The organism is Ruegeria sp. AL3, assembly GCF_056536065.1.
Map to the genome: position 1 here is coordinate 497,057 of NZ_JBQFJG010000002.1, position 24,545 is coordinate 521,601.

The 24,545-nt window shown below is 58.9% G+C and carries 23 protein-coding genes; 11 read left to right on the forward strand and 12 right to left on the reverse strand.

From position 1 onward, the window contains the following. Positions 1–136: 136 nt before the first annotated feature. From ACR3E6_RS18770 to ACR3E6_RS18800, 7 genes are all read right to left on the reverse strand, one after another. Complete coding sequence (locus tag ACR3E6_RS18770) at positions 137–1,372, reverse strand: Tm-1-like ATP-binding domain-containing protein (RefSeq protein WP_171724630.1); 1,236 nt, start codon at positions 1,370–1,372, stop codon at positions 137–139. Positions 1,373–1,385: 13 nt separating this feature from the next. Further along, positions 1,386–2,327: a phosphotransferase enzyme family protein gene (locus ACR3E6_RS18775; RefSeq protein ID WP_480488709.1), complete on the reverse strand. Its 942-nt coding sequence runs from the start codon at positions 2,325–2,327 to the stop codon at positions 1,386–1,388. Then, positions 2,324–3,619, reverse strand: coding sequence for an aspartate aminotransferase family protein (locus tag ACR3E6_RS18780; RefSeq protein WP_480488711.1), 1,296 nt, complete (start codon positions 3,617–3,619; stop codon positions 2,324–2,326). The genes ACR3E6_RS18775 and ACR3E6_RS18780 overlap by 4 nt, the downstream gene beginning before the upstream one ends. Before the next feature lie 15 nt (positions 3,620–3,634). Then, positions 3,635–5,119: an aldehyde dehydrogenase gene (locus tag ACR3E6_RS18785; RefSeq protein ID WP_480488713.1), complete on the reverse strand. Its 1,485-nt coding sequence runs from the start codon at positions 5,117–5,119 to the stop codon at positions 3,635–3,637. 4 nt (positions 5,120–5,123) lie between these two features. After that, positions 5,124–6,644: a tripartite tricarboxylate transporter permease gene (locus tag ACR3E6_RS18790; RefSeq protein ID WP_480488715.1), complete on the reverse strand. Its 1,521-nt coding sequence runs from the start codon at positions 6,642–6,644 to the stop codon at positions 5,124–5,126. A 7-nt stretch (positions 6,645–6,651) separates the two neighbouring features. Further along, complete coding sequence (locus ACR3E6_RS18795) at positions 6,652–7,188, reverse strand: tripartite tricarboxylate transporter TctB family protein (RefSeq protein ID WP_152460588.1); 537 nt, start codon at positions 7,186–7,188, stop codon at positions 6,652–6,654. Between the two features lie 63 nt (positions 7,189–7,251). After that, on the reverse strand, positions 7,252–8,181 hold the full coding sequence (locus ACR3E6_RS18800; RefSeq protein ID WP_171724625.1) for a tripartite tricarboxylate transporter substrate binding protein: 930 nt from the start codon (positions 8,179–8,181) through the stop codon (positions 7,252–7,254). A 108-nt stretch (positions 8,182–8,289) separates the two neighbouring features. On the opposite strand from ACR3E6_RS18800, the gene ACR3E6_RS18805 reads away from it, so the two are divergent. Next, positions 8,290–9,069: an IclR family transcriptional regulator gene (locus ACR3E6_RS18805; protein ID WP_171636532.1), complete on the forward strand. Its 780-nt coding sequence runs from the start codon at positions 8,290–8,292 to the stop codon at positions 9,067–9,069. 34 nt (positions 9,070–9,103) lie between these two features. Continuing rightward, a complete protein-coding gene (locus ACR3E6_RS18810) occupies positions 9,104–10,456 on the forward strand; it encodes an aminotransferase class III-fold pyridoxal phosphate-dependent enzyme (RefSeq protein ID WP_171636530.1) in 1,353 nt (450 codons plus the stop codon). Between the two features lie 33 nt (positions 10,457–10,489). Here ACR3E6_RS18810 and hpaR read toward each other — a convergent pair whose 3' ends face one another. Next, on the reverse strand, positions 10,490–10,930 hold the full coding sequence (gene hpaR / locus ACR3E6_RS18815) for a homoprotocatechuate degradation operon regulator HpaR (protein WP_171724623.1): 441 nt from the start codon (positions 10,928–10,930) through the stop codon (positions 10,490–10,492). Between the two features lie 105 nt (positions 10,931–11,035). Between hpaR and ACR3E6_RS18820 the strand changes: the two genes are divergently transcribed. From ACR3E6_RS18820 to ACR3E6_RS18850, 7 genes are read left to right on the forward strand one after another with little or no spacing between them, the layout of a single operon-like run. Then, positions 11,036–11,434, forward strand: coding sequence for a 5-carboxymethyl-2-hydroxymuconate Delta-isomerase (locus tag ACR3E6_RS18820; RefSeq protein ID WP_480488718.1), 399 nt, complete (start codon positions 11,036–11,038; stop codon positions 11,432–11,434). Between the two features lie 3 nt (positions 11,435–11,437). Beyond that, positions 11,438–12,946 carry a 5-carboxymethyl-2-hydroxymuconate semialdehyde dehydrogenase gene (gene hpaE / locus ACR3E6_RS18825; protein WP_480488720.1) on the forward strand — a complete coding sequence of 503 codons (1,509 nt, stop codon included), beginning with the start codon at positions 11,438–11,440 and terminating at the stop codon, positions 12,944–12,946. A gap of 54 nt (positions 12,947–13,000) precedes the next feature. Then, positions 13,001–13,843, forward strand: coding sequence for a 3,4-dihydroxyphenylacetate 2,3-dioxygenase (hpaD, locus tag ACR3E6_RS18830; protein WP_171636524.1), 843 nt, complete (start codon positions 13,001–13,003; stop codon positions 13,841–13,843). A gap of 58 nt (positions 13,844–13,901) precedes the next feature. Further along, on the forward strand, positions 13,902–15,299 hold the full coding sequence (locus tag ACR3E6_RS18835) for a pyridoxal phosphate-dependent decarboxylase family protein (RefSeq protein WP_480488722.1): 1,398 nt from the start codon (positions 13,902–13,904) through the stop codon (positions 15,297–15,299). Continuing rightward, entirely contained in the window at positions 15,296–16,150 is an 855-nt protein-coding gene (locus ACR3E6_RS18840) for a fumarylacetoacetate hydrolase family protein (protein WP_171636520.1), read from the forward strand. The genes ACR3E6_RS18835 and ACR3E6_RS18840 overlap by 4 nt, the downstream gene beginning before the upstream one ends. Further along, the gene (gene hpaH, locus ACR3E6_RS18845; protein ID WP_210093467.1) at positions 16,147–16,947 is read left to right on the forward strand and encodes a 2-oxo-hept-4-ene-1,7-dioate hydratase; all 801 of its coding nucleotides are present in this window, start codon (positions 16,147–16,149) and stop codon (positions 16,945–16,947) included. Before ACR3E6_RS18840 ends, hpaH begins: the two co-directional genes overlap by 4 nt. Before the next feature lie 11 nt (positions 16,948–16,958). Beyond that, positions 16,959–18,014, forward strand: coding sequence for an aldolase/citrate lyase family protein (locus ACR3E6_RS18850; protein WP_480488724.1), 1,056 nt, complete (start codon positions 16,959–16,961; stop codon positions 18,012–18,014). A 99-nt stretch (positions 18,015–18,113) separates the two neighbouring features. On the opposite strand, the gene ACR3E6_RS18855 is transcribed toward ACR3E6_RS18850, so the two are convergent. The 4 genes from ACR3E6_RS18855 to paaG are packed head-to-tail and all read right to left on the reverse strand — an operon-like array spanning position 18,114 to position 21,262. Next, on the reverse strand, positions 18,114–18,710 hold the full coding sequence (locus tag ACR3E6_RS18855) for a TetR-type transcription factor C-terminal domain-containing protein (protein WP_171636514.1): 597 nt from the start codon (positions 18,708–18,710) through the stop codon (positions 18,114–18,116). 3 nt (positions 18,711–18,713) lie between these two features. Beyond that, positions 18,714–20,024 carry a phenylacetate--CoA ligase PaaK gene (gene paaK / locus ACR3E6_RS18860; protein ID WP_171636512.1) on the reverse strand — a complete coding sequence of 437 codons (1,311 nt, stop codon included), beginning with the start codon at positions 20,022–20,024 and terminating at the stop codon, positions 18,714–18,716. Between the two features lie 24 nt (positions 20,025–20,048). Continuing rightward, complete coding sequence (gene paaI / locus ACR3E6_RS18865) at positions 20,049–20,474, reverse strand: hydroxyphenylacetyl-CoA thioesterase PaaI (protein WP_171636641.1); 426 nt, start codon at positions 20,472–20,474, stop codon at positions 20,049–20,051. A 2-nt stretch (positions 20,475–20,476) separates the two neighbouring features. Beyond that, positions 20,477–21,262, reverse strand: a complete 786-nt coding sequence (gene paaG / locus ACR3E6_RS18870) for a 2-(1,2-epoxy-1,2-dihydrophenyl)acetyl-CoA isomerase PaaG (protein ID WP_480488727.1) — start codon at positions 21,260–21,262, stop codon at positions 20,477–20,479. Between the two features lie 121 nt (positions 21,263–21,383). On the opposite strand from paaG, the gene ACR3E6_RS18875 reads away from it, so the two are divergent. Then, the gene (locus ACR3E6_RS18875; RefSeq protein WP_480488729.1) at positions 21,384–23,399 is read left to right on the forward strand and encodes an FAD-dependent oxidoreductase; all 2,016 of its coding nucleotides are present in this window, start codon (positions 21,384–21,386) and stop codon (positions 23,397–23,399) included. A gap of 70 nt (positions 23,400–23,469) precedes the next feature. Next, complete coding sequence (locus ACR3E6_RS18880) at positions 23,470–24,489, forward strand: TRAP transporter substrate-binding protein (RefSeq protein ID WP_171636506.1); 1,020 nt, start codon at positions 23,470–23,472, stop codon at positions 24,487–24,489. Positions 24,490–24,545 lie beyond the last annotated feature (56 nt).

A 24,545-nucleotide genomic window follows, 5' to 3' on the forward strand; every position in this document is an offset into this window, starting at 1 on the left:
CGTTCTGGAACCGTCCGCCAGAAGACTGGGTGCCCAAGGTTCACGGAACCGACATGCACAACCCGGACAGGTGCCACAATTCGCTGTCAGACAAAGCGCAGGGAGATTTTCCGTTTCCCGATGCTGCCAATGGCGTTCAGTCTGTTCGGATGACGCCGGTTTCCACCCACGTGTCAAATCGCGACAGAACAGCTTGACAGAAAGCCGCGTCGTTGATGTGAACATCCAGCTCGGTCATCGGCACCCGGCCGGGCATGACCTTGCGCGCCTCGTCCACCATTTCGGCCAGAGCCTCTGGATCATGCGCCTCTTCGCCTTCCCTGTCCCAGGCCTCGACACCCTGAACGGGCAAAAAGAAATGCACCGGCCCGGTTGCGGCTTCCAGCCGTTTGGCGAGTTCCCGAATCCAGGCGCGCCGTTCGGCGCCGTTGAAGACCGAGCTTTTGATCAGGCGGTTGTGTTCGTGGAACGGGCGATCGGCATATTGTTCGGGGATGTCCTGCCAACCCGCAAAATCCAATAGATCCAGCGCACCGGGCGCCACCATCTGGGGCGTTCCTACGCGCCCGGCATTGGTGACCCGGTCATCGCCGCTGGATACGACAGAGCCCGCCATCAGGTTGCCAAATTCCTGCATGCAGAAGTCCATCACGCAGGCAAACGCGCCTTCGCCCGCCAGTTTTTCATAGGCCATGCCGCCCATGCCGGTAGAGTGGAACACGGCCACTTCAAAGCCGCGGTCTTCCAGTGCCGGTTTCAGAATTTTCATGTAGCGCAGGCAGGACGAACCAAGGCTGGTCATCCCGATCAGAGGTTTGCTGCGATCGGGGGCGGTCGCCGCCTTGGCTGCGCCCACGACGGCCCCGGCAGCCTGGCTGAGCGACGATTTGCAGATCGAATTCATGCCATACAGGCCGCCGGCCCACAGGATCATCTGAACATCCGGCGCCAACCGGTGCGGAGGGATCAGAGGCGAGAAGCTGACCGTTGACACGATATATTTGGGAACCCCCATCGGCAAAGCCTGTGCACAATCAAGTGCAAGGTCTGTGCCCATGGTCCCGCCCGTGGCCAGCAACCCGTCAAATCGACCTTCTGAATAGGCCTGTGCAACAACTTTTGCGGCCCCTGCGGACATCACGCGAAAGGCTTTGTTCTCGTCTCCTTGCGCGATGACCTGTTCTATTGTCATGCCACCGGCAGCGGCAACGTCGTGTTTCGAGATATCCGTCGGTTCGGACGGATCACCCAGAACCGATACATCCATGGTCAGCACGTCAGCGCCCTGCGCTCTGACCGCCTTTTCGATGAACCGCATTTCGGGCTCTTTCGTATCATACGTACCAATCAGCAGGATTGTCTTTTCGGCCATCGGTGCCTCCTGTCTAGATGTGCTGTTGAAGGTATTGGGACATCAACGCCCGGGCGGTTTCAATGAACCGCTCATTGCGTAAGCCCGATCCATCTTCGTTCAGTCGGGATGCAACCCATCCCACATAGGTTACGGCGCGCAGTGCCATGAACAGGTCGAGTTGTTGGGTACAGATCGTTCGTTCAGATCGATACCCCGCCAGCAAAGCACCGCGCAGCCGGTTGAAATCAGGTTCGTGCAGGTTCTTGAGAAGCGTCGTTGCGATATCAAACAGGCGAAAACCGAACCCGGCATCGTCGAAGTCAATCAGCCACAGTTTGTCACCGTCAACCATGACGTTTTCGCGGACAAGATCGGCGTGGATCAGCCCGTAATCCAACTGATTTTCCGCGCGCCGAAGGTCACGATCTGCGATATCCCGAAACGCCAGGAAAAGGGCCCGGTCCGTTTTTCCAAGCGTTGGGTTTTCCCAGAAACGACCCCAGACAGGGGCGGCTCCAAGCAGCCCGCTGCGATCCCATGACCAACGCACGAAGCCCTGAGGGGGTGCCCATTGGTCGCTGATGTGGTGCAGCCGTGCCATTTCCCGGCCAATTGAACAAAAGACGCCTGTCCGGTCCTGATGCGTCAAAGCCTTTTCGGTCGCACCCAGAGGGCGGCCCGGCAGCCAGTCGAGCATGTCGACCTGAATGCCGTCCACCAGATGCAGATAGCGCCCATCCGCGGCCGCGACGGGCGTTGGAACCCGGACCCCGTTTTTGCCGAGAACGGCCATCCACTGTAGCTCTGACCGGAGTTCGGCATCCGTTCGCAAGCCCTTGCGATGCAGTCTCAGGGCATAGACGGTCTGGCCTGCCTGAACGCGATAGACACGGTTTTCCCGAGCCGCCACGAGAGACGCCTGGCCATCAGCCAGCCCCCAAAGGGACAGCGCATGTTCCACGATCTGCTTCATGCGACCCGTGGCGTTTCCGCCAACACGTCGTCCAGCGTGTCGAAAAGAAGATCCGCGTTTTCGACAGAGAATGTCATGGGCGGGCGAATTTTCAGAGTATTCTTGTGACGCCCAAGCTTGGAGTGAATGATCCCGCGCTGGCGCATGGCGTTGATGATACGGTCAGTGAATTCACCGGCGGGTTCCTTGGTGTCGTGATCAAGGACCATTTCAGCCCCGAATATCAGCCCCGAGCCGCGTATGTCTCCGATGACGTCATACTTTTCTTTCAAAATATTCAGCCGTTTTCGCGCGTGGTCGCCAACGGATCTGGCATGTGCGACCAGGCTCTGGTCTTCGATCTCTTCCAAAACCGCCATCGCAGCGGCACAGGAAACAGGGTTTCCGCCAAACGTGTTGAAGTACCTATATCCCTTGCGGAATGCCGAAATGATCTCGGAACCCGTGACCACGCCGCCCACCGGATGGCCGTTGGCCATGGGTTTGCCCAAGGTCATGACATCCGGCACAACGCCCAACTTCTGATGCGCCCACATGTGGGTGCCGGTTCGGCCAAAGCCTGATTGCACCTCGTCGCAGATCAACAGGCCCCCGGCCTGGCGGACGACCTTGGCCGTGGGTGCCAGCCAACCGTCCGGGTTGTCGGGAAACCCCTCGTTCAGAAAGTAAGGGCAGAGGATCAATGCGGCAAAACCAATGCCGGCCTTTTCGTGTTCCGCAATCTGTTCCGCCACCGCATCGGCGAATTTTGACCCGTCCGGGTCGGGATGGCGATAGCTGTCGGGCGCGCTGACAAAGCGGAAGTACCGGCCCAGACCGAAGCCGACTGTCGGGATGTTCGATCTGCTCAACTGGCTGACCAGCGCGGTATTGCCGTGATAGGTGGCGTCGGTGCCAATGATCCCTCGTTTTCCGGTCATCGCCTCGGCCATTCGCAGAGCAATGTCATTTGCCTCGGAGCCGGTACAGGTGAGGATGGCCGAATCCAGGGATTCGTCCATCGTTCCGGTCAGTTTTTCCACATAGTCCAGAATCCCGTCATGCAGATACCGGGTGTGCGTGTTGAGTGTGCGCGCCTGACGACAGATCGCCTCGACCACGCGCGGGTTGCAATGCCCCACATGAGGCACGTTGTTGTAGCAATCCAGATATTTGCGCCCGTCCGCATCCCACAGCCAGACGCCTTCCCCTTTCACGAAATGAACGGGTTCGTCATAGAAGGTCGATACATTGGGCCCCAGCAACCGGGCCCTGCGTTCAATGAGTTCCGCGGATTTCGCTGAAAGGGTCATGCGGGCGGCCTTTTCTCAGAGTTTTATCCATGCGGTTTTCAGATCGAAGTATTTCTCGATCGCGTGCAGCGATTTGTCGTGCCCGTTTCCGGATTGGCGAACGCCGCCCAGCGGAACGGTCAGGTCGGCACCGCCATATGTATTGACATGCACAACGCCGGCGCGAATGCCGCCCACCATGCGATGCGCGCGGCTGAGGTTCGAGGTCCAGACACCACCGGCCAGCCCATAAACGGTGGCATTGGCAAGGCGCAGCGCTTCGTCTTCGTCCGCAAAGGGTGTGACGGCCAGAACAGGGCCAAAGACCTCATTCTGGAACAGGGTGTCGGTCTCTTTCACGTTGGCCATTACGGTCGGCGCCATGTAATAGCCTCCGGTCTTTGTCAGAATGCGGTTTCCGCCGGTACGGCGCTCGGCGCCTTCGGCCTCGGCCTTGGTGACGAAATCCAGATTGGCCTGAAGCTCTGGCAGGCTGTGGACCGCACCGATCTGGCTGTTCAGATCCAGCGGGTCGCCGACGCGAAAGCCTTCGGCGTGGCGGCTGATCTCGGCGACGAAGTCCTCGTAGATCTCTTGCTGGACCAACAGGCGCGATCCGGCGACGCAGACCTGACCAGAGTTGCGGAAGATGCCCGCCGCGGAAACCTTGGCCGCTTCGGCCAGATCAGGGGCGTCGGCAAAAACGATGTTCGGGGATTTTCCGCCCAGTTCAAGATAGCAGCGTTTCAGGTTCGACCGCGCCGAATACTCCAGCAGCCGCCGCCCGGTTGTACCCGACCCGGTAAACACCATGATGTCAACATCCATCGACAGGGCCAGCGCCTCACCCACGACCGAGCCACGCCCGGTCACGACGTTGAACACCCCATCGGGCACTCCGGCTTCCGCGGCAAGCTCGGCAATCTTGAGCAGGCTGAGTGAGGCGCTTTCGGCAGGTTTCAGCACGATGGAATTGCCGGCGGCCAGTGCCGGTGCAATTTTCCAGCTGCCGATCATCAGTGGGAAGTTCCAGGGCACGATGGTCCCGACAACCCCGACCGGAGCGTTATGCACAAGACCCAGAACGTCACCGCTTGTCGGGGCGATCTGCCCGTAGATCTTGTCGATCGCCTCGGCATAATACCGGAAAGTGGCAGCCGCCGAGAGCGTCTCGGCCTTGTAGGCCATGGTGATTTCGGTTCCGTTGTCGCGCACGCCCAGCACGGCCAGTTCAAGCGCGCGTGCTTCAATCAGGTCGGCCAGCTTCAGAAGCACTTTCTTGCGGCCGGCAGGGGCCATGCGCGACCATCGCCCGTCCTCGAAAGCACTGCGTGCCGCGCGCACGGCCATGTCGACATCGGCCGGTGTGCCTTCGGCGATCAGCGCCAGAGGTTGGCCGTTGATCGGAGACAGAACCTGATGCCGGGCCCCGGTTTCGCCATCCTGACTGCGGCCGTTTATGAAATGCCCGCGCGGAGCAATGTCCTGCGCACGCAGCGCATCAATCGAGGATTGGTCCATGGGGTTATCCTTGCTGAGTTGAGTCTTCGTCGAGAACCGGCTGCGGTCTGATACGTTCCTTGTGTTCCTTGATCAGTGAGCGAACGTGCAGCAGAAGGATCCCAAGGATCATGATGAAAAGTATTGCTGCAATCGGTCGGTCGATGAAATCAAGTGGCGACTTCACCCGCGCCATGGCGCTGCGCAGTTTGACTTCCATGATCCCGCCCAGAACCATGCCCAGAATGATCGGAACAATGGGCAGGTTCAGGCGCTTCAGGATCAGCCCGAACACGCCGAACCCGGCGGCAATAGCGCAGTCCGTGACTGAGTTGCGCAGGCTGAATACCCCGACAAAGGACAGCGTCAGGATCATGATCCCCAGAAAGCGCGTCGGGATCTGAATGATCTTCAGCAGCAGGTTGGTCGAGAACAAAAGAAAGACCAGAACGATCACGTTGAGCAGGATCAGCGACATGTACAGCGCCATGACAAAATCCATCTGGTCGGCAAAAAGCTGCGGTCCGGGGATCACGTTGTGAACGTAGAAGACGGACAGCATCATCGCGGTCAGCGCCTCGCCCGGAATACCCAGCGCCAGCAGTGGAATCATCGCGGCCCCGGGAACGGCATTGTTGGCCGCCTCGGACGCCACCAGACCTTCGGGTGACCCATCGCCGAATTTGTCCGGGTCCTCAGAGGTTTTCTGTGCATATGTGTATGACAGGAACTGTGATGTGAATTCGCCTGTGCCCGGTATCATGCCCATGAGCACACCCAGCGATGACGAAACCGTCGCTATTCGTTTCAGGCCCAGCAGCTCTTTGAGGCCCGCGAAGATGCTGCCGCGCACATGGGCTTGGCCCGGCGCGTGTTCTTTGTCGACCAGCAACAGCAGCGCCTGACTGATGGCGAACAGCCCAAGAACCACCACGATCAGATCGACACCTGACGAAAGCCAGGTTTGGTCAAAGGTGAAACGTTTGGTGTATTTGACGGGTTCCAGACCGACGGTGCTGAGGAAGATGCCGAAGAACGCCAGCATCGCGGCCGAGAAGGTTTGCCCTCGATGGGCCAGGATCACCAGAAGGATGCCCATGAGTGCGGCCAGAAAAATCTCGCGGCTGCCGAAATGCGGGGCAACCCAGGCCAATACGGGCGACAGGATGATCAGACAGAGGATCGAGAAGATGCCGCCAAAAAACGACGCTGAATAGGCCAGCGACAGGGCCCGGTGGCCCTCGCCGCGCTTGGTCATGGGATAGCCGTCATAGGTGGTCAGTGCGTTGACGGCCGTACCGGGCGTGTTGATCAGGATGGCGGGGATTGCGCCGCCATACATGGACGACCCGTAGATGCCCAACAGAAGGGTCAGGCCGACGATGGGCTCGAACGCGAAGGTGGCGGGCAGCAGGATGGCAATTGCGACAGCGGCGCCGACGCCGGGCAACGCGCCGATGATGACCCCGCCCACCGATCCGATGATCAGTGCCACGACGACCTGCCACTGTGCCAGAATTGCAAAGCCGGAAATCAGATTGTCCATCTTGGCCTCACAAGTAGGTCAGCGCAAAGGCGCGCAGCCCGTCGGGCAGATATTCGTATATCCGACCGGCAGGAATGTTCACCTGAAGCAACGCGCGGAAAACGACTGCCACGACCGCGCCGAAGCCAAGTGCAACGCAAAAAGCCCCGGGCAATCGAAACCCCAATCGTATCGTCAGCAGGGCTGCAAAAAGCATGGTCGATGGCAGGTATCCAAGCCACGGAACCGCCACGACATAGATCAGGAAGTAGGCAACGTATTCGAGGGACATCAACCAGAACGTCACCTCTCGCAACCGTCCGGGAATGCGTGGGGACAGGAAGGAGCCCAGCAAGTGGAGGCCGCTGAACAAAACCATGCCCCAGATCGCGATCTTGGGCCAAAGGGCGGGCTGGGCAAACCACTTGGTTCGTTTGACGGCCTGAGTCTCAGCGCCGATCTGGCTGAGAAGGAACAGGGAGAAGCCGAAGAAAAGGAAGGCAAAGACAATATCGCCAGGACGTCGATACCGTCGGAACATGTCTTGCAGCGTCTTTGCTATCATCTTGGCCTCCTGTTTGAATCAAACAGACCCGGCGTTGTTCGATCTGGCCGGGCCTGTTTCGGATTATTCGCCCAGAATCTCTTCGATCTTGGCGAAAGAGGCTTTGTCCTGCTCGATCTGAGCATTCGAAGCGTCCGGGTCCTGCCAGTAGATCAGGGCGCCCGTTTCCTCAGCCAGCTTTTTGGCCTTGTCCGAGGACAACGCTTTCTGCGCGGCAGCCGAGATCTTTTCACGCGCGTCGGCGGGCGTGTCCTTGTGCACGAACAGCCCGTTCCAAAGGGCCAATGGCAGATCCGGATTGAGTTCCACGATCGTCGGCGTATCCGGAACCAGTGAAATCCGCTCGCCGCCGATGCTGGCAAGGACGTTCACCTGATCAAGGCAGGGAAGGATAAGCTGTAGCGTCGTATTGATGACATCCACGTCACCTGAGGCCAGCGTGTTGCAATCCAGGGCGTCGAAAGCTGCTTCGCTGGCAAAGTCGAACCCGCTGCTGACCGCAGCTGCAAATGTGACCTGAGTGGGGGGCAGAACCGATCCGAAATGGCCAAGCGCCACGTCATTTTCCTTGCCGTGTTCGGCCAGTTCTTCCCAGCTTGAAAACGGCGCGTCTTTGCTGGCCGCGATGACGAAGGGATAGGTCAGGAAGATACCAATTGGATCAAAAGGATTCGGGTTGAGTTCGGGAATTCCGATTTCGGGGCCGATGACAGGTACGCCGATGACGAATGAGCCGATGGTGTAGCCATCCGCCGGAGCGGTTGCCACCTCGACCGCGCCGGGGAATGGGCCGCCTCCGCCGCCGGGTTTGTTCACGACAGCGGCAGGCACACCGTACATGGCCTGGAATTCGTCGGCGATCATCCGGGTAAGGACATCTTCCAGATCACCCGGAGGCCAGGGGACGACAAAACTTACCGGCTTTTCAGGGTATTCAGCCAGTGCGGCAGTGGCCGAAGCCGCAAAAGCGGCGGCTGTTAGAAATTTCTTCATTGACACCTCCCGATACTGGTTCATTAATTGAACCGCGTTAACAATAATAATGTTGCTTTGTTAAGTTAGTTCTGTCAAGTAATACCTGAGCAAGAGGACCACACGCACATGGGTACAGCCCTTAACGCCTTAAAAATGCTGGACTACTTTTCCAATGCCCGCCCAGAGATCGGGTTGAGTCACCTTGCGCGGTTGTCCGGGCTGAACAAAGCAACGGCATTGCGTCACCTGCGCGCGCTTGAGGAGTTCGGGTTGATCGAACAGAATCCGATGACGAAATCCTATGCGATCGGGCCGGCGGCTTTGCGTTTGGCCGCGCTGCGAGAGATCGCCAGGCCCGGCATTGAGGGCGCGCGCCAAAAGATGCAGGCCGCTATGCAGGTGGTCGGTGAATCCCTGCATCTGTCTTTGCTTGAGAAAACGGGGTTGCAGACGGCGCTTGTGGTGGAAACAACGCAGCACAGTGTCCGCGTCAGTCTGGATCCCAGCGAGATGCTTCCGCTCAATGCAACGGCATCAGGTCTTTGCATGCTCAGTTTCGGGCCGGCTCACCTTTTGGAGCAGTTGGATCAGCACGTGCAGGCACGGTTTACGCAAGCGACGCTTACTGATCCGAAGCTTATCAGGGAACGGGTCGCAAAGATCAGAGTTTCAGGCTGGGCCGACAGCCGTGGCAGTTACGAAGAAGGTGTTTTTGGATATGCCGCGCCGATCTTCGGCATCGATCAGGTCGCATTGGGAACCATCGCGATAGCTGTCCCGGAAACCCGGGCAACCAGCGACCGCCTTCCGGCAATACTGTCCACGTTGCATTCACTTTCGGTTGATCTGACTGCTGGTTTTGGCGGCCAGTTGCCCGACTCCTTTCCAACCGGATTCCACCCGTGACCCGGGGCGGATTCAATACTCGGAGACCCGCGACATGAAAGACTCCAACTTTCTGAAGGAAAACAACGCCCGGTATTTCTGGCACCCGATGGCGCACCCCGCCGACAGCCGGAAGAACCCGCCGACCATTCTCAGCGGTGGTGAAGGGGTCAACATCACTGATGTCGATGGTCACACGGCGCTGGACGCCGTAGGGGGGCTGTGGAACGTCAATCTGGGCTATTCCTGTGAACCGGTGAAACAGGCCATAGCGGATCAGCTGAACGCGCTGCCCTATTACTCGACCTTTCGCGGCACCAGCAACGACAAGGCGATCGAGCTGTCCTATGAGCTGGCCCAGTTCTTCGAGGCCGACGGGCTGACCCGTTCATTCTTTACGTCGGGCGGGTCGGATTCCGTCGAAACTGCGCTGAAGCTTGCGCGTCAATATCACAAGGTTCGGGGTGAAGCAGGGCGCACCAAGTTCATCAGCCTGAAGCAGGGTTATCACGGCACCCATTTTGCCGCCGCTTCCGTCAACGGCAACCAGAAATTCCGCGCGGTGTATGAGCCGATGATGCCCGGCTGTTTTCACGTGCCGGCGCCGTGGACCTATCGCAACCCGTTTGACGAAACCGACCCCGAGCGTCTGGCGCAGCTTTGCGTCAAGGCGCTTGAGGCCGAGATCGCTTTTCAAGGTGCAAACACTGTTGCCGCCTTCATCATGGAGCCGGTGTTGGGCGCGGGCGGTGTGATCCCGCCACACAAGAGCTTCATGCCCATGGTGGGCGAGGTCTGTTCGAAACATGGCATCCTGCTGATCTCGGACGAGATCATCACCGCTTTTGGTCGCACCGGCAGCGAAAGCGGTGCGCGGCACTGGGGTGTTCAGCCCGATATCATGACGACGGCCAAGGCGATCACCAACGGGTATTTCCCTTTTGGCGCGGCCATGATTTCCGGTGCGGTCGCAGAGGTATTTGAAAGCGATACCACGGGCCTGGCATCCGTGGATCAGGGGTACACCTATTCTGGCCATCCGGTCGGGGCGGCCGCGGCCTTGGCCGCCCTGTCCGAGATCAACCGGCTGAGGATCTGGGAAAACGCTGCTGCGCGTGGGGATGAGTTGTTTGACGGCTTGCAAAAGCTGGCCGACAAGCATGACGCTATCGGGGACGTGCGGGGCGGCGAGGGACTGATGTGCGCATTGGAACTGGTTTCGGACCGGGCGACCAAGGCGCCTGTCGCAAAACACCTGCCGCTTCAGGTTCAGAAAGCCGCATATGAAGATGGCGTGATGGTGCGTGTGTCTGGCAACAACATCATTCTGTCGCCGCCGCTGATCGTCACTTCGGAAGACGTGGCCAAAATTCTGTCGGCGCTGGATACCGGTCTTGCCACTTTGTAGGCGGTCAACCGACCCCTTCGGAACCTGGCGGGGTCAGACTTTGATAGCTTGCAGATCCTCGAGCAGGTCCAGCAACTGATCCAGTTTCTCCTTGCCCATCTGCGCTTCGATATTGCTGGAGATCGCAAGTGAAGTGGCCAGGTTTTCCCTGAGGATGGTGCGGCCTGCTTCGGTGATCTTGACCATGGTGCGGCGTTTGTCTTCGCTATCCTGACGGCGGGTAATCTGGCCGTCAGCCTCCATCGTGCGCAAAATGCGGGTCACGCTGGGCAGCAACAGGCACGCCTCGTGCGCGATGGTGCTTTGCTCCACTTCGCCCAACTCGTCCAGAACGCGCAGGATGCGCCATTTCTGCTCGGTCAGTTGAATGCCTTGCAGCATATCCCGGATCGGAGCCATGACGGTTTCGCGGGCACGCAGCAACGCGATCGGAAGGGACCGGGCAGTGCTTTTGGAGTGGCTTTGAGTGTTCATGCGGCCTTCTAGAACGCCGTTTTGGGAATTGCAAAGATTAACAAAGCAATCTCTTGACAGGGGGCGCATTAAAAACTAAACATGTTAACTAATAAAGGAGAGACCATGCCTCACTTCCATGTCGAATATTCCGGAAATCTTGAAGACAGGATCGACATGGATGGCCTGTGCGAGTGCATTCGGTCAACGGCGGCCGGGATCGAGACCTTTCCCATGCCCGGTATTCGTGTGCGCGCGACACGGGTCGATCATTACGCCATAGCGGACGGCAACCCGGCGCACGGGTTCATTGATATCTCGATCCGCCTGCGGGCGGGCCGATCCGCGGATGTCAAGGAAGATGCGACACAGCGCATATTCGAGGCGGTCAAAACATACCTGGTGCCGGTTTTTCCACAGCATTCCATCGCGCTCTCGCTTGAGATGCGTGACATCGACCCCAAGCTGTCGCCCAAGGCCGGTACGATCCGCGAACACCTGTCGGCGACCACGCAGGAGACCTGACGCATGAGTGCACTGGACACAAACATCGAAAAGCTGAACGGCTTTCTGGACCGGTTCCGGGAAACGGGCATCCGCAACCGTATAGCGGGTGAAGACCGGGACGGATCCGCCGGAGTGTTTCAGTCGGTCTCACCCGTCGACAAATCCGTGATCTGTGATGTTGCCCATGGCACGGCAGATGACATCGACGCGGCAGCCAAGGCCGCCCACGCAGCCTTTGCAGAGTGGCGAGACATGCCCGCCACCCAACGCCGTCGCATCTTGTTGAATGTGGCTGATGCCATTGAAGCGCGCGCCGAGGAAATTGCACTGTGCGAGTGCTGGGACACGGGGCAGACCCTGCGTTTCATGTCAAAGGCAGCTTTGCGCGGGGCAGAGAACTTCCGGTATTTCGCGGATCAGGTGATTCAGGCGCGGGATGGGCAGCACCTGAAGTCTCCGACGCTGATGAATGTGACGACCCGTGTGCCGATTGGCCCGGTTGGCGTGATTACCCCGTGGAACACGCCGTTCATGCTGTCGACCTGGAAGATAGCACCGGCCCTGGCTGCGGGTTGCACGGTGGTTCACAAACCCGCCGAGGATTCCCCTCTGACGGCCCGTCTTCTGGTGGAAATCGCCGAGCAGGCAGGGCTGCCCAAAGGTGTGCTGAATACGGTCAACGGGTTTGGCCCCGACGCTGGCAAGGCTTTGTGCGAGCATGCGCTGATCAAGGCCATTGCCTTTGTGGGCGAAAGCCGCACCGGCAGTCTGATCGTCAAGCAAGGCGCAGATTCCCATAAGCGCAACCATTTGGAACTGGGTGGAAAAAACCCGGTTGTCGTGTTTGATGATGCGGACCTGGACCGTGCTTTGGATGCCGTGATCTTCATGATCTATTCGATCAATGGCGAGCGCTGCACCTCGTCTTCGCGGCTTTTGGTGCAGGACACGATCAAGGAAGACTTCGAAGCCAGATTGATTGAGCGCGTCAACAACATCAAGGTGGGGCACCCCTTGGACCCCGAGACCGAGATCGGGCCGTTGGTGACCGAAGAACACTACACCAAGGTCACGAGCTATTTCGACATCGCCAAGGAAGATGGCGCAACTGTCGCCGCTGGCGGCGTCACGGTGGGGGATGCGGGCTATTTCGTCCGGCCGACCCTGTTCACCAATGCCACCAACCAGATGCGCATTGCGCGTGAAGAGATATTTGGTCCTGTCCTGACCTCGATCCCGTTCTCGACCGAGGATGAGGCGCTGGAGATCGCCAACGACACGCCATATGGCCTGACCGGCTATGTCTGGACCAATGATCTGACCCGCGCGCTTCGGTTTACAGACAGGCTGGAGGCTGGAATGATCTGGGTGAATTCCGAGAACGTGCGTCACCTGCCCACGCCGTTCGGTGGGGTCAAGGCGTCCGGCATTGGCCGGGATGGCGGCGACTGGAGCTTTGAATTCTATATGGAACAGAAACATATCGGCTTTGCCACCGGTCAGCACAAGATCATGCAGTTGGGTAAATAGATCACGCAGGTCGATCCCGGCCGGGGCAAGCCCATTACACGAGGAGGAATTGCCATGGGAAAGATAGTACAGGCCGCAAAGATCACGCATGTACCCAGCATCTGGATGTCCCACACGATGCAAAAGTACAAGGGCATCCGGCAATCCGCCATTGATGGATATGCACGCCTGCGTCAGGACGCGATCGACCGCGGGGTCGAGACGTTCATCGTGTTCGACACTCATTGGATCACCAATCAAGGGTTTCACCTGAACACGAAGGAACATCACAAGGGCCGGTTCATAAGTCACGAACTGCCGCATATGTTGGCGGATATGGAGTTCGACTATCGCGGCGATCATGAACTTGGGGAAACCATCCTTGACGTTCTGCGCGAACGGGGAGAGCGGGCGCTGGGCCATTCGCACCCCGACATGGGCATGGAATACGGCACCCTGCTGCCGATGCATTTCATCAATGATGGCGTGAATGCCCGGGTTTTGCCGGTGGCGGTCAATCAATTCTCGTCGATTGCGGAAAACCGGGCCTGGGGCGAGGCCATTGCCGAGGGTATCCGACGTTCGGACCGCAATGTATCCATTCTGGCGTCCGGCTCGCTCAGCCACGACTTTACGCCGAATGAACGCTCGGTCGACGGGCTGAATGCCGTGAATGGCGAGTTCAACCGCCAGATGGACATGCGCGTTCTGGAGCTGTGGCAGCAGGGCCGATTTGAAGAGTTTCTGGAAATGCTGCCGGACTATGCAAAAAAATGCACCGGTGAATGCGCCATGAATGACACTGCTTTGCTGTTTGGTGCGTTGGGGTGGGGAAGCTACAAGGGTGAGATCGACATCTACACCCCGTATTTCGGCAGCTCTGGCACCGGTCAGGCCAATGTCAGCTTTTCGGTGTGACGCACGCAACGGAACAAAAGGATTTGGCGGTGATCCCGTCACAAAGGAAAATCAGTAGATGAACTGGGACACGTTTTCGTATTGGGGTCAGCACATCTCGAAATGGGCGGCGGATTATCACAAGACACTTGCTGAACGTCCCGTGCGGGCGCAGACCGCGCCGGGGGAAATCGCGGCCCAGCTTGTTGCAACTCCACCCGAGACAGGCGAGCCGATGGACGCCATCATGGCCGATTTCGAACGGATCGTGATGCCGGGCATCACCCATTGGCAGCATCCGCGCTTTTTTGCGTATTTCCCGGCCAACGCTGCACCCCCGTCCATGTTGGCCGAGATGCTGGTGACGACCATCGCGGCCCAATGCATGTTGTGGCAGACCTCGCCTGCCGCGACCGAGGTCGAGGGCGTCATGGTCGACTGGCTGCGGCAGGCCCTTGGATTGCCCGAGGGTATGACCGGCGTCATACAGGACAGCGCCTCTTCGGCCACCTTGTCGGCGGTACTGACCATGCGGGAACGGGCCACCGGCTTTACCGGCAACCGGGAGGGCCTGAACGCGAAGGGGGCGTTGCGGATCTATTGTTCCGATCAGGTGCATTCGTCGATTGACCGGGCATGCTGGGTTGCCGGGATCGGTCAGGACAATCTGGTCAAGTTGCCCACGCAGGGGTCGAATTTCGGGATTGTTCCCTCGGCGCTTGAGGCCGCCATTAAGAATGACGTCGCCGCCGGACATATCCCGGCCGGGATTGTTGCAATTACCGGTGGCACAGGTGTGGGGGCCTGCGATGATCTGATGGCCGTGGCTGATATCGCCCAAAAATACGACCTCTACACCCATCTTGACGCCGCCTGGGCGGGTTCGGCCATGATCTGCCCCGAATTCCGCAGGGCTTTGTGGCAGGGCGCCAACCGCTATGACAGCATCGTCTTCAACCCGCACAAGTGGATGGGTGCGCAATTCGATTGTGCGATCCAGTTCCTGAGGGACGCCACGCCGCAGCTCGATACGCTGAAAATCGAGCCGGAATACCTCAAGACGACCGGAGCCGAGGTGACGAATTACTCAGAGTGGACTATCCCGCTGGGCCGCAGGTTCCGGGCGTTGAAAATCTGGTTCCTGTTGCGGTCATACGGGTTGGAGGGATTGCGCGAACGCATCCGCAATCACGTGACATGGGCCGGCGAACTGGCGGAGAAGATCGGTGCGATCGAGGGGTTCGAGATCACAACCGGCCCTATCCTCAGCCTGTTTTCCTTCCGCTGCCCAGGGGACGATGCTCAGCAGCAGCGTCTGGTGGACGCGCTGAATGACGATGGCCGGATTTACCTGACGCAGGGCATGTTCGACGGCCGCAAGATCATCCGCTTTCAGGTCGGGCAGTTCGATACCACCCGCGACGACGTGTTGATGGCTGCGGACGTGATCCGGGACGTGTGGGAGACCATGAAATGAGGTTTGCCACTTTCGTATCGGGCGAAGAACGTTTCTTCGGGGCAATCACCGACGGTGGTGCCATTGCCTTGAACCAGGAATTCCCGGAACACGACAGCCTTTATGAGGTGATCGCGGCCGGGGCGTTCGATCAACTGGCAGAGGCGGCCGGGGGGAAACCTGTCACCCATCCCGATTTCATCTACGACATGGTGATGCCGGACGCGCGACGTATCCTTTGCGTCGGGGTGAACTTTCCTGACCGGAACGCAGAATACAAAGATGGCAGCGCGCAACCCAAATACATGTCCCTGTTTCCGCGTTTCGCCAGTGGCTTTACAGGCCATGACCGGCCTCTGATCCGCCCGCCGGAAAACCACACGCTGGATTACGAAGGCGAAGTGGCCATCGTGATTGGCAAGGCTGGCCGCCGCATTCCACAGGAAGACGCGTATGATCACATCGCCGCGCTGACGTTGTGCAATGAGGGAACCATTCGAGACTGGGTTCGGCACGCCAAGTTCAATGTCACACAAGGCAAGAACTGGGACAGGTCCGGGGCCATTGGCCCGTGGCTGGTTCCGTTCACGGATGTGGCTCAGCTGGATGAGGCGCGTCTTCAAACCCGCGTGAATGGCGAGCTGCGACAGGATGATACGCTGAACCGCATGATGTTCCCGATCCGGCGCGAGATCGAATATATCTCGACTTTCATGACGCTTCAGCCCGGCGATATCATTGTGACCGGTACACCGACTGGGGCGGGCGCGCGGTTCGACCCGCCAAAATACCTGGCACCCGGTGATGTGGTCGAGGTCTCGGTCGACGGTATCGGTATTCTGCGAAACACGGTTGAGGATGAAATAGTATGACGCCCGAAGACCATGCGCGCGCGGCCGCTGACCTTTTGCAGGCGGAACGAACGCATCAGCAGATTGGCCTGCTCAGCCTGCGCCACCCCGAGATGGGCATGGATGACGCTTACGAGGTGCAGAACGCCATCTCTCGCCAGAAACTGTCCGAAGGGCGCAAGGTGATCGGGTGGAAGATCGGCCTGACTTCGAAAGCCATGCAATACGCGTTGAACATCGATATTCCTGACAGTGGAATTCTGTTTGACGACATGGTGTTTGCACAGGGTGCCACCGTTCCGGCCGGGCGTTTCATTCAGCCGCGGATTGAGGCCGAAATTGCCTTTGTCATGAAATCGGCCATAGGCGGGGAAAACGTGTCCCGCGCAGATATCATCGCGGCGACGGATTATGTCGCGCCGTCCATCGAAATTCTGGATACGCGGATTCAACGGGTGGATCCCGAAACCGGCGCGGTCCGCACGGTTTTTGACACGATCAGTGACAATGCCGCCAATGCCGGTATCGTTTTGGGCAACGATCGCCACAGGGTGGATGCCTTTGATCTGCGATGGGTTGGCGCGCTGACCTTCCGCAATGGCGAGATCGAAGAAACCGGTCTGGGTGCGGGGGTGCTGAACGATCCGGTCGAAAGCGTCGTGTGGCTGGCGCGTCGCATGGCGCAATACGGTCAGAGCATCGCGCCGGGCCAGGTCGTTCTGTCCGGCAGCTTCATCCGCCCGGTCGAATGCCCCCTGGGAACAGAAATCCACGCGGATTTCGGGCCGTTCGGCTCAGTCGATATCAATTTCGCCTGAAAGGAGCGCCAATGCCTGCGCCAATCAATTCGTTCAAGGCCGCGCTGAGGGCGGGAACCCCTTTGATCGGGTGTTGGGTTGGGCTGGCCAATGCCTATACGGCCGAGATCGCCGCAACGGCGCAGTTTGACTGGCTGCTGGTTGACGGAGAGCATGCACCAAACGATCTGCGCTCGATCCTCGAGCAGGTGAGGGTGATTGAAGGATCTGGCAGTACCCCCGTCGCACGCCTGCCGATTGGCGAAACCTGGTTGATCAAGCAATATCTTGATGCCGGTGTGCAGAACATACTGGTGCCGATGGTGGAAAGCGGCGATCAGGCGCGCGAACTGGTGCGGGCCGTGCAGTATCCACCTCGTGGCGTTCGGGGCGTAGGTTCCGCTTTGGCGCGGGCTTCGCGTTTTGCGGCTATCCCGGATTATCTGAAAACGGCGGACGAGCAGATCTGTCTTTTGGTGCAGGTCGAAAACAGGCTTGGGCTGGAGGCGCTGGACGACATACTGGCGACCGACGTCGATGGGGTGTTCGTCGGCCCGTCGGATCTGGCCGCAGATATGGGCCATATCGGCGATGCCGGGCACCCGGACGTGATCGAGGCCGTTCTTGATGCGATCCGGCGCATCGTTGCGGCAGGCAAGCCGGCAGGGATATTGTCACTGGACCCGGTCATGCAGCGAAAATGCCTGGATCTGGGGGCAACATTCGTGGCCACGGACATCGATGTGACTTTGTTCGCCAAGGCAATCCGGGCCGCTGCTACTGATGGGCTCAGCCTGCTGCCCGATCAGGTGGCTTCGGGAATCGCACAGACAGGCGCGGCGTCGAAATACCTGCAACAGCTTTGCAAACACTGGTCGCGCAAGGCTCAGGTAACATTTGATGAAACGCAAGGCAGCGTGAGCTTTCCGGACGGGAACCGCGTCACGCTTTCGGCAGGTGATACCAGCCTGACCGTAACCGCCGCCACCCGGGCGCGCGGTGATCTGGCCCGATGGCAACAGGTCATCGAGGCTCATCTGGCGCGTTTTGCGTTTCGGGAAGAGTTCCGCATTGATTGGTCAGGATGAGGAAAACACGTTGCGGCCCTGAATCCGGCTCTGTGGCAACAGGACAAAGGCAGGCACACCTGCGTTGGATTTGAAACGGTTTTGCCCGAAAGGCCACAACTAGAGCTTGTGGATACCATGGACGGTCAGCGTACTGACCAGATCGGCATAGTCTTCGCGGGCTTTGGGGCCCGCGCCGGTGTTCCACATGTAATACCAGTTCAGCATCCCAAAAACTGACATCGTGGTGCCGCGCAGCTTGTCCTTGTCATCATTGAAGGCTGTCGGGGCCAGCTCTTTCAGGATGTCGCGCACAAAATTTACCAATTCCAGCTGATACCCGCGCAGAAGTTTCTGCTGTTCCTCGGTCAAGGCGCTCATGCCGCTGATCTGCACCCGGTGTTCGTCATCTGCGCCTTGATAGGCAAACAGGATTTCGCGCACCGCTTTCCGCAGCTTCTGTTCAGACGTAAGACCGTTCAGATCCACATTGCAGATACGGTCGCGAAGCTCGCGCAGGTAGGTTTCAAGGATGTCATACAAGATGGCATCCTTGCTGTCGTAATAGTGGTAGATGTTTGCCTTGGAAATCCCGCACTCTTTTGCCAACAGGGTCATCGAGGCGCGATCAAACCCTTGGTCGGCGAACACTTTGGCGGCCATTTTCAGGATTTGCTTCCGCTTCTGGTCGTGATCTTTGGCGATTGTACGGGCCACGGCTTATTCCTTATCGCGATTGTCGACGACGCGCTTCGCCTTGCCCTGAGAGCGTTCGACGTCGCCGGGGTCACCTACAACAATTTCCGTTGAGACGCCAACGACGTCCTTGATCCGCTTGGTCAGCATCCGTGCCGCGGCCGTCTTGGACAGTTCGTCGGTGGAATCCGGGGACGATTCAACATAAACCCGCATGGCGTCCATGCGGCCAGATTTGTACAGCTCTATCTGATAATAAGGGGCAAGGCCCCCCGTCGCCATGACCTGTTCTTCAATCTGGCTGGGAAAGACGTTGACCCCGCGCAGGATCATCATGTCGTCGCTGCGACCGGTGATTTTGGCCATCCGGCGCATGGATCGTGCTGTCCCCGGCAGCAGGCAGGTCAGATCGCGCGTGCGATAGCGGATCATCGGCAAACCTTCCTTGGTCAGGGTCGTGAACACCAACTCGCCGGTTTCGCCATCGGGCAGGACCTCTCCGGTCGTGGGATCAATGATTTCAGGCAGGAAGTGATCTTCCCAGATCACCGGGCCATCCTTGGTTTCAACGCATTCATTGGCCACCCCGGGCCCCATGATTTCGGACAGGCCATAGATGTCGACCGCATGCATATCAAACGCATCCTCGACTTCGGCGCGCATGGCGTCCGTCCAGGGCTCGGCACCGAACACGCCAACCTTCAGCGAGCTTTCACGCGGGTCGAGCCCGGCCTTGTGGAACTGTTCAAGGATATTGAGCATATAGGAAGGTGTAACCATGATCCCGTCGGGCCGGAAATCGTTGATCAGGTTGACTTGCTTTTCGGTTTGCCCGCCGGACATGGGGACGACGGTCGCGCCAAGCCGCTCGATCCCGTAATGTGCGCCAAGACCGCCGGTGAACAACCCGTAACCATAGGCATTGTGCACCATGTCCCCCTTGCGCAACCCCGATGCGCGCAGGGACCTTGCGCCCAGATCCGCCCAATTGTCGATGTCGTTTTTCGTGTAGCCCACCACCGTCGGCTTGCCCGTCGTACCGGACGAGGCGTGCAGACGAATGATCTGGCTGCGTGGAACGGCGAACAGGCCGAACGGATAGTTGTCACGCAGATCATTCTTGTACGTGAACGGAAACTTCGCCAGATCCGAAAGCTGCTGAAGATCGTCGGGATGCACACCGGATTCGTCAAACCGTTGCTTGTACATCGGAACGTTCTCGTAGGCGTGGCGAACGGACCATTTGAGGCGTTCAAGCTGCGTCGCGCGGATTTCGTCGATCGAGGCGATCTCGATCGGGTCCAGATCCGCTTTGTTTGGGGAAAGGTCTTCCATCGCGTCACTCCTCCAGTCGCGAAGCTATTCCTGAAAATTCTGCCCGCCGACCGCGCGGGACATTCCGCGAAACTCGGCGATCAGGGTGTTGTCTTGGTTGGTGACGTGCACGTCATAGATGCCACTGCGGCCGGTGACGGCAACCTCTGTCGCGGTTGCGGTCAGATGGTCCCCTTTTTTTCCGGGCGCGAGGTAGCTCATCATCGTATGCTGGCCGACGGTTGCCACGTTGCGGCTGTTGCAGGCGAAGGCAAAGGCGCTGTCGGCCAGGGCATGAGTGACGCCCCCGTGGCAAATGCCGTGCCCGTTGCAGTGATGGTCCCCGACTGTCAGGGTCAGAACTGCACGGCCTTCGTCGACTTCGACCAGATCCATCCCGAACCATTTGCTGGCTTGGTCATTCGCCCACATCGCTTCAGCGGATTTCGTGGCACGTTCCTTGGGTGTCATCATCAGCGTCCCTGGAAATTCGGTGTCCGCTTTTCAAGAAAACTGGATACGCCTTCGGCGTAATCCGCGCTTTCCCCGCAGGTCTTCATTGCGTCTGCTTCGATCTCAAGCTGATCCGAGAGCGACGTGGTGGCAGCGGTTTGAATGCACTGTTTTGTCAGCCCGAGCCCGAGGGTTGGGCCGTTTGCCAATTGCGCGGCAAGTGCGCGCGCTTCGGTCATCAATTGATCATCGGCCACCGCCTTCCAGATCAGCCCCCAATCTTCGGCTTGCTTGGCCGGAAGGGGTTGGGCTGTCAGGGCCAGCCCCTTGGCGCGCGCCTCGCCCAACAGGCGCGGCAAGTGCCAACTGCCGCCCGTGTCGGGAATCAGGCCCACCTTGGAAAAGCTCTGAATGAATTTTGCACTTTCCGCGGCCAGAACCATATCACAGGCCAGCGCCAGATTTGCACCCGCCCCGGCGGCTACTCCGTTCACGGCGCAGATCACCGGGATATTCACTGACCGGATCAACCGGACAAGAGGGGCATAGAATCTGCGTACCGTTTTGCTTAAATCCGGCGGGCCTTCCATTTTCGACGGGTCGCGATCGCCGAGGTCCTGACCGGCACAAAAGCCTCGTCCGGCACCGGTCAGCAATATCGCGCGGGCCCCGCCGTCGCGCGCGGCTTTCAGCGCATCCTGTAGCGCCAGGTGCATTTCTTCATTGAACGAGTTCAGCTTGTCCGGGCGGTTCAGGGTGATTTCGGCCCAGTTCCCGTTGTCTTGTACAAGAATCGTATCGCTCATGACTGTCTCATCTGGTCTCGTTTCAACTTAATCATTGCATTAACCGAACGGTTGGTCAATATATAAACCCGAACCGAATCTGAACCGATCAAAGGGATTGCAAATGTCGCAGTCGTCGCTGGTGAGCGTTGAATTTAAGGGCGACGTGGCGTGGGTCACCATTGGCAACCCGCCTGTAAACGCGACGTCGACAGGAGTTCGCCAAGGGCTGTCTGACGCCGTTGATGCGGTCAAGGGGGCGCGGGTGGCGGTGCTGTGTTGCGCTGGAAAAACCTTTGTCGCAGGCGGCGACATGTCCGAATTCGATGCGCCGCCGGTCGAGCCGCACTTGCCCGACGTGGTTCAGAAAATCGAAGACAGCGAGGTTCCGTTCATTGCCTGCATGCATGGCAACGTGCTGGGTGGTGGGTTCGAAATCGCCATGGCCTGTGCGTGGCGGATCGCAGCGCCGGGAACGGGTTTTGGTCTGCCGGAAGTCAATGTGGGCTTGATCCCCGGGGCAGGGGGCACACAACGATTGCCGCGTCTTGTCGGGATGCAGGCTGCAATTGACATGGCTTGTTCGGGCAAAATTTTCAAGGCAGAGACACTGGCCGAGCTTGGCGGCGTCGACCGCGTCGCCGAAGACCCCAGGGCTGCTGTCCTGGAGTTGATTGCCGACCTGCCCGAACGCCCAATACCTGTCAGCCAGCGTGCTGTGGCGGAATTTGCGCCGGATCTGTTGGAGACGAGCCGCGAGGCTTTGAAGAAACGCGCCAAGGGTCAGAAATCACCGTTGGAAAACCTGACGGCGCTTGGTTGGTCGGTTGAGCCATTTGCCACCGCACAACCGAAAGAGCGCGCGCGCCATCTGGAGTTGCGCCAAAGCCCGGAAAGCCGCGCTTTGCGCTACGCGTTTTTTGCTGAACGTGCCGTGTCCAAACCTTCGTTGATCAAAGGCGTGGCCGCCCGTGACATAACACGGATCGCCGTTGTCGGAGGTGGGTTGATGGGGGCAGGGATCGCAACTGCGGCCCTGAGCGGCGGGCTGTCCGTGACGTTGATCGAGCGAGACGCTGACGCCGCGGCCGCAGCGCACAATCGGGTCGAGGGTCTGCTGCAAGGCGCGGTCAAGAGAGGCAAGATGTCCGAGGCGCAGCTTCGGGATCGCTTTGCTGCGTTTCGTGCGGTGAACAGTTATGCAGGCGCTGCGGATGCCGAACTGGCGATCGAGGCCGTCTTTGAAGACTTGCCCGTCAAGCAACAGGTATTTGACGAGCTGGCAAGGCATATGAGCAGCGATGCGATTTTGGCCACCAATACGTCCTATCTGGACCCGCGCGAAATTTTCGCGGACGTCGGCAATCAGGCCCGATGCATCGGGCTGCATTTCTTCAGCCCGGCCCATGTCATGAAACTGCTCGAGGTCGTGGTAGCTCCGCAAACCTCTGCTGAAGTGGTCGCAACTGCGGTCGCGCTTGGGAAGAAGCTTCGCAAGGTTTCGGTGCTGTCGGGTATCTGCGATGGGTTCATTGGCAACCGCATGTTGGCCGCCTATCGGCGCGCGGCCGATTATCTGCTGGCAGATGGGGCGCTTCCCTATCAGGTGGACCGTGCAATGCGGGCGTTCGGGATGCCCATGGGGCCTTACGAGCTTCAGGATCTGACCGGTCTTCAAATTGCCTGGGCGAACCGCAAACGCAATGCCGCCAACCGCGACCCGAACGAACGTTATGTCACCATCGCGGACCAGCTTTGTCAGCGTGAGCGTTTCGGCCAGCGTGTCGGCAAAGGGTGGTACCGCTACGAAGAGGGCAGTCGTGATCCGGTTCGTGATCCCGAAATTGAGGCATTGATCGAAGCTTATTCCGACCAGCAGGGCATCACCCGCAGGGATTTTTCGGACGAGGAAATCTGTTCGCGGTTGCTGGCGGTCTTGGCCAACGAGGGCGCTTTGATCATTGAAGAGGGGATCGCGGAAAACGCCGAAGCTGTCGATATGGTTCAAATCCATGGATATGGCTTTCCCCGCTGGAGAGGAGGACCGATGAACTATTGCAACGAAATCGGCGTCAGCCGGTGCGCCGCAAATATGCTAACCGTAGTGAAAGAAAGCCCAGGTTCGTGGCGCCTCGCGGGCCAATTGGAAAACAATTAACATGTTGATGGTTACAAAAGTGACCATTAACGCATTCTCGAGTCATGTTTCACAGGGAGGAGACAAAACCATGAAGTTCACCAAGTTGAGCACTCTTTTGGCCTCGGCCGCGCTGGCTGTTTCGGGCACAGTGGCGCTGGCGGCGGATTATACGCTGACGATTTCCAGCTGGGCACCGCCAACCCACGGCATCAACGCGAAGATGTGGCCGAAATTCGTGGAAATGGTCGAAGAAGCCACCGACGGCAAAGTCACTGCTGAACTGAAGCTGGGAATTGCCCCGCCGCCGGCGCAGATGGATCTGATCATGGATGGCGCGGCGGATGCGTCGATCATCTTCCATGGTTACCAGCCCGGTCGTTTCGTCACCACCAAGATGATTGAGCTGCCCGGATATGAGGGCTCGGCCGAAGCGGCCTCGGTCGCGTATTGGCGTACATACGACAAGTATCTCAAGGCAGCGGACGAACATCGCGGTGTGAAAGTGATCGCCCTGCACACACACGGCCCGGCACAGCTTCATTCCAGCAGCTCCGTGACCAACCTCGACGAGGTATCAGGCCTCAAGGTGCGTATCCCGGGCGGCGTTGGCGGAGATGTCGGCACGGCGCTGGGCGCAACCGGAATCCAGGTTCCCGCGCCGAAAGTATACGAGACACTCGCGTCGAAAGCTGCTGATGGTGTGGTTATGCCATTTGAATCCCGTAAGGGTTTCAAGCTGACTGAAGTGGCGCAGAACGTATATGAAGTTCCGGGTGGCCTGTATCGCGGTTCATTTGCGTTCATCATGAACGAAGACACTTTTGCGGATCTTCCCGCCGATGTGCAGGCCGCTTTGGAAGAAAAGGTCTTCGGCGAACCGCTGAGCCGCGAAATCGGTAAAATCTGGGATGAGATCGACGCGATCGGCCGTGAGGCGACCGAACAGACCGAGGGCAACGCGATCAATGCAGCCTCTGCTGAAGATCTGGAAAAGTTCAACGCGATCGCTGCCGATGTGCGTGCCAAGGTCATCGAAGAGGTCAATGGCACCGGTGTTGATGCGCAAGCCGCTTATGACATGATCGTTAACGAAATGGCTGCCCAGTAACACAGCCCGGCTGGCGGGGTTGACCCGCCAGCCATCTTCACCCGTTGGGGGCCAAT

Excerpts from the sequence above, each read along its gene's own strand:
- ACR3E6_RS18770 (WP_171724630.1), bottom strand. The coding sequence starts at position 1,372 with ATGGCCGAAAAGACAATCCTGCTGATTGGTACGTATGATACGAAAGAG.
- ACR3E6_RS18775 (WP_480488709.1), bottom strand. The coding sequence starts at position 2,327 with ATGAAGCAGATCGTGGAACATGCGCTGTCCCTTTGGGGGCTGGCTGAT.
- ACR3E6_RS18780 (WP_480488711.1), bottom strand. The coding sequence starts at position 3,619 with ATGACCCTTTCAGCGAAATCCGCGGAACTCATTGAACGCAGGGCCCGG.
- ACR3E6_RS18785 (WP_480488713.1), bottom strand. The coding sequence starts at position 5,119 with ATGGACCAATCCTCGATTGATGCGCTGCGTGCGCAGGACATTGCTCCG.
- ACR3E6_RS18790 (WP_480488715.1), bottom strand. The coding sequence starts at position 6,644 with ATGGACAATCTGATTTCCGGCTTTGCAATTCTGGCACAGTGGCAGGTC.
- ACR3E6_RS18795 (WP_152460588.1), bottom strand. The coding sequence starts at position 7,188 with ATGATAGCAAAGACGCTGCAAGACATGTTCCGACGGTATCGACGTCCT.
- ACR3E6_RS18800 (WP_171724625.1), bottom strand. The coding sequence starts at position 8,181 with ATGAAGAAATTTCTAACAGCCGCCGCTTTTGCGGCTTCGGCCACTGCC.
- ACR3E6_RS18805 (WP_171636532.1), top strand. The coding sequence starts at position 8,290 with ATGGGTACAGCCCTTAACGCCTTAAAAATGCTGGACTACTTTTCCAAT.
- ACR3E6_RS18810 (WP_171636530.1), top strand. The coding sequence starts at position 9,104 with ATGAAAGACTCCAACTTTCTGAAGGAAAACAACGCCCGGTATTTCTGG.
- hpaR (WP_171724623.1), bottom strand. The coding sequence starts at position 10,930 with ATGAACACTCAAAGCCACTCCAAAAGCACTGCCCGGTCCCTTCCGATC.
- ACR3E6_RS18820 (WP_480488718.1), top strand. The coding sequence starts at position 11,036 with ATGCCTCACTTCCATGTCGAATATTCCGGAAATCTTGAAGACAGGATC.
- hpaE (WP_480488720.1), top strand. The coding sequence starts at position 11,438 with ATGAGTGCACTGGACACAAACATCGAAAAGCTGAACGGCTTTCTGGAC.
- hpaD (WP_171636524.1), top strand. The coding sequence starts at position 13,001 with ATGGGAAAGATAGTACAGGCCGCAAAGATCACGCATGTACCCAGCATC.
- ACR3E6_RS18835 (WP_480488722.1), top strand. The coding sequence starts at position 13,902 with ATGAACTGGGACACGTTTTCGTATTGGGGTCAGCACATCTCGAAATGG.
- ACR3E6_RS18840 (WP_171636520.1), top strand. The coding sequence starts at position 15,296 with ATGAGGTTTGCCACTTTCGTATCGGGCGAAGAACGTTTCTTCGGGGCA.
- hpaH (WP_210093467.1), top strand. The coding sequence starts at position 16,147 with ATGACGCCCGAAGACCATGCGCGCGCGGCCGCTGACCTTTTGCAGGCG.
- ACR3E6_RS18850 (WP_480488724.1), top strand. The coding sequence starts at position 16,959 with ATGCCTGCGCCAATCAATTCGTTCAAGGCCGCGCTGAGGGCGGGAACC.
- paaK (WP_171636512.1), bottom strand. The coding sequence starts at position 20,024 with ATGGAAGACCTTTCCCCAAACAAAGCGGATCTGGACCCGATCGAGATC.
- paaI (WP_171636641.1), bottom strand. The coding sequence starts at position 20,474 with ATGACACCCAAGGAACGTGCCACGAAATCCGCTGAAGCGATGTGGGCG.
- paaG (WP_480488727.1), bottom strand. The coding sequence starts at position 21,262 with ATGAGCGATACGATTCTTGTACAAGACAACGGGAACTGGGCCGAAATC.
- ACR3E6_RS18880 (WP_171636506.1), top strand. The coding sequence starts at position 23,470 with ATGAAGTTCACCAAGTTGAGCACTCTTTTGGCCTCGGCCGCGCTGGCT.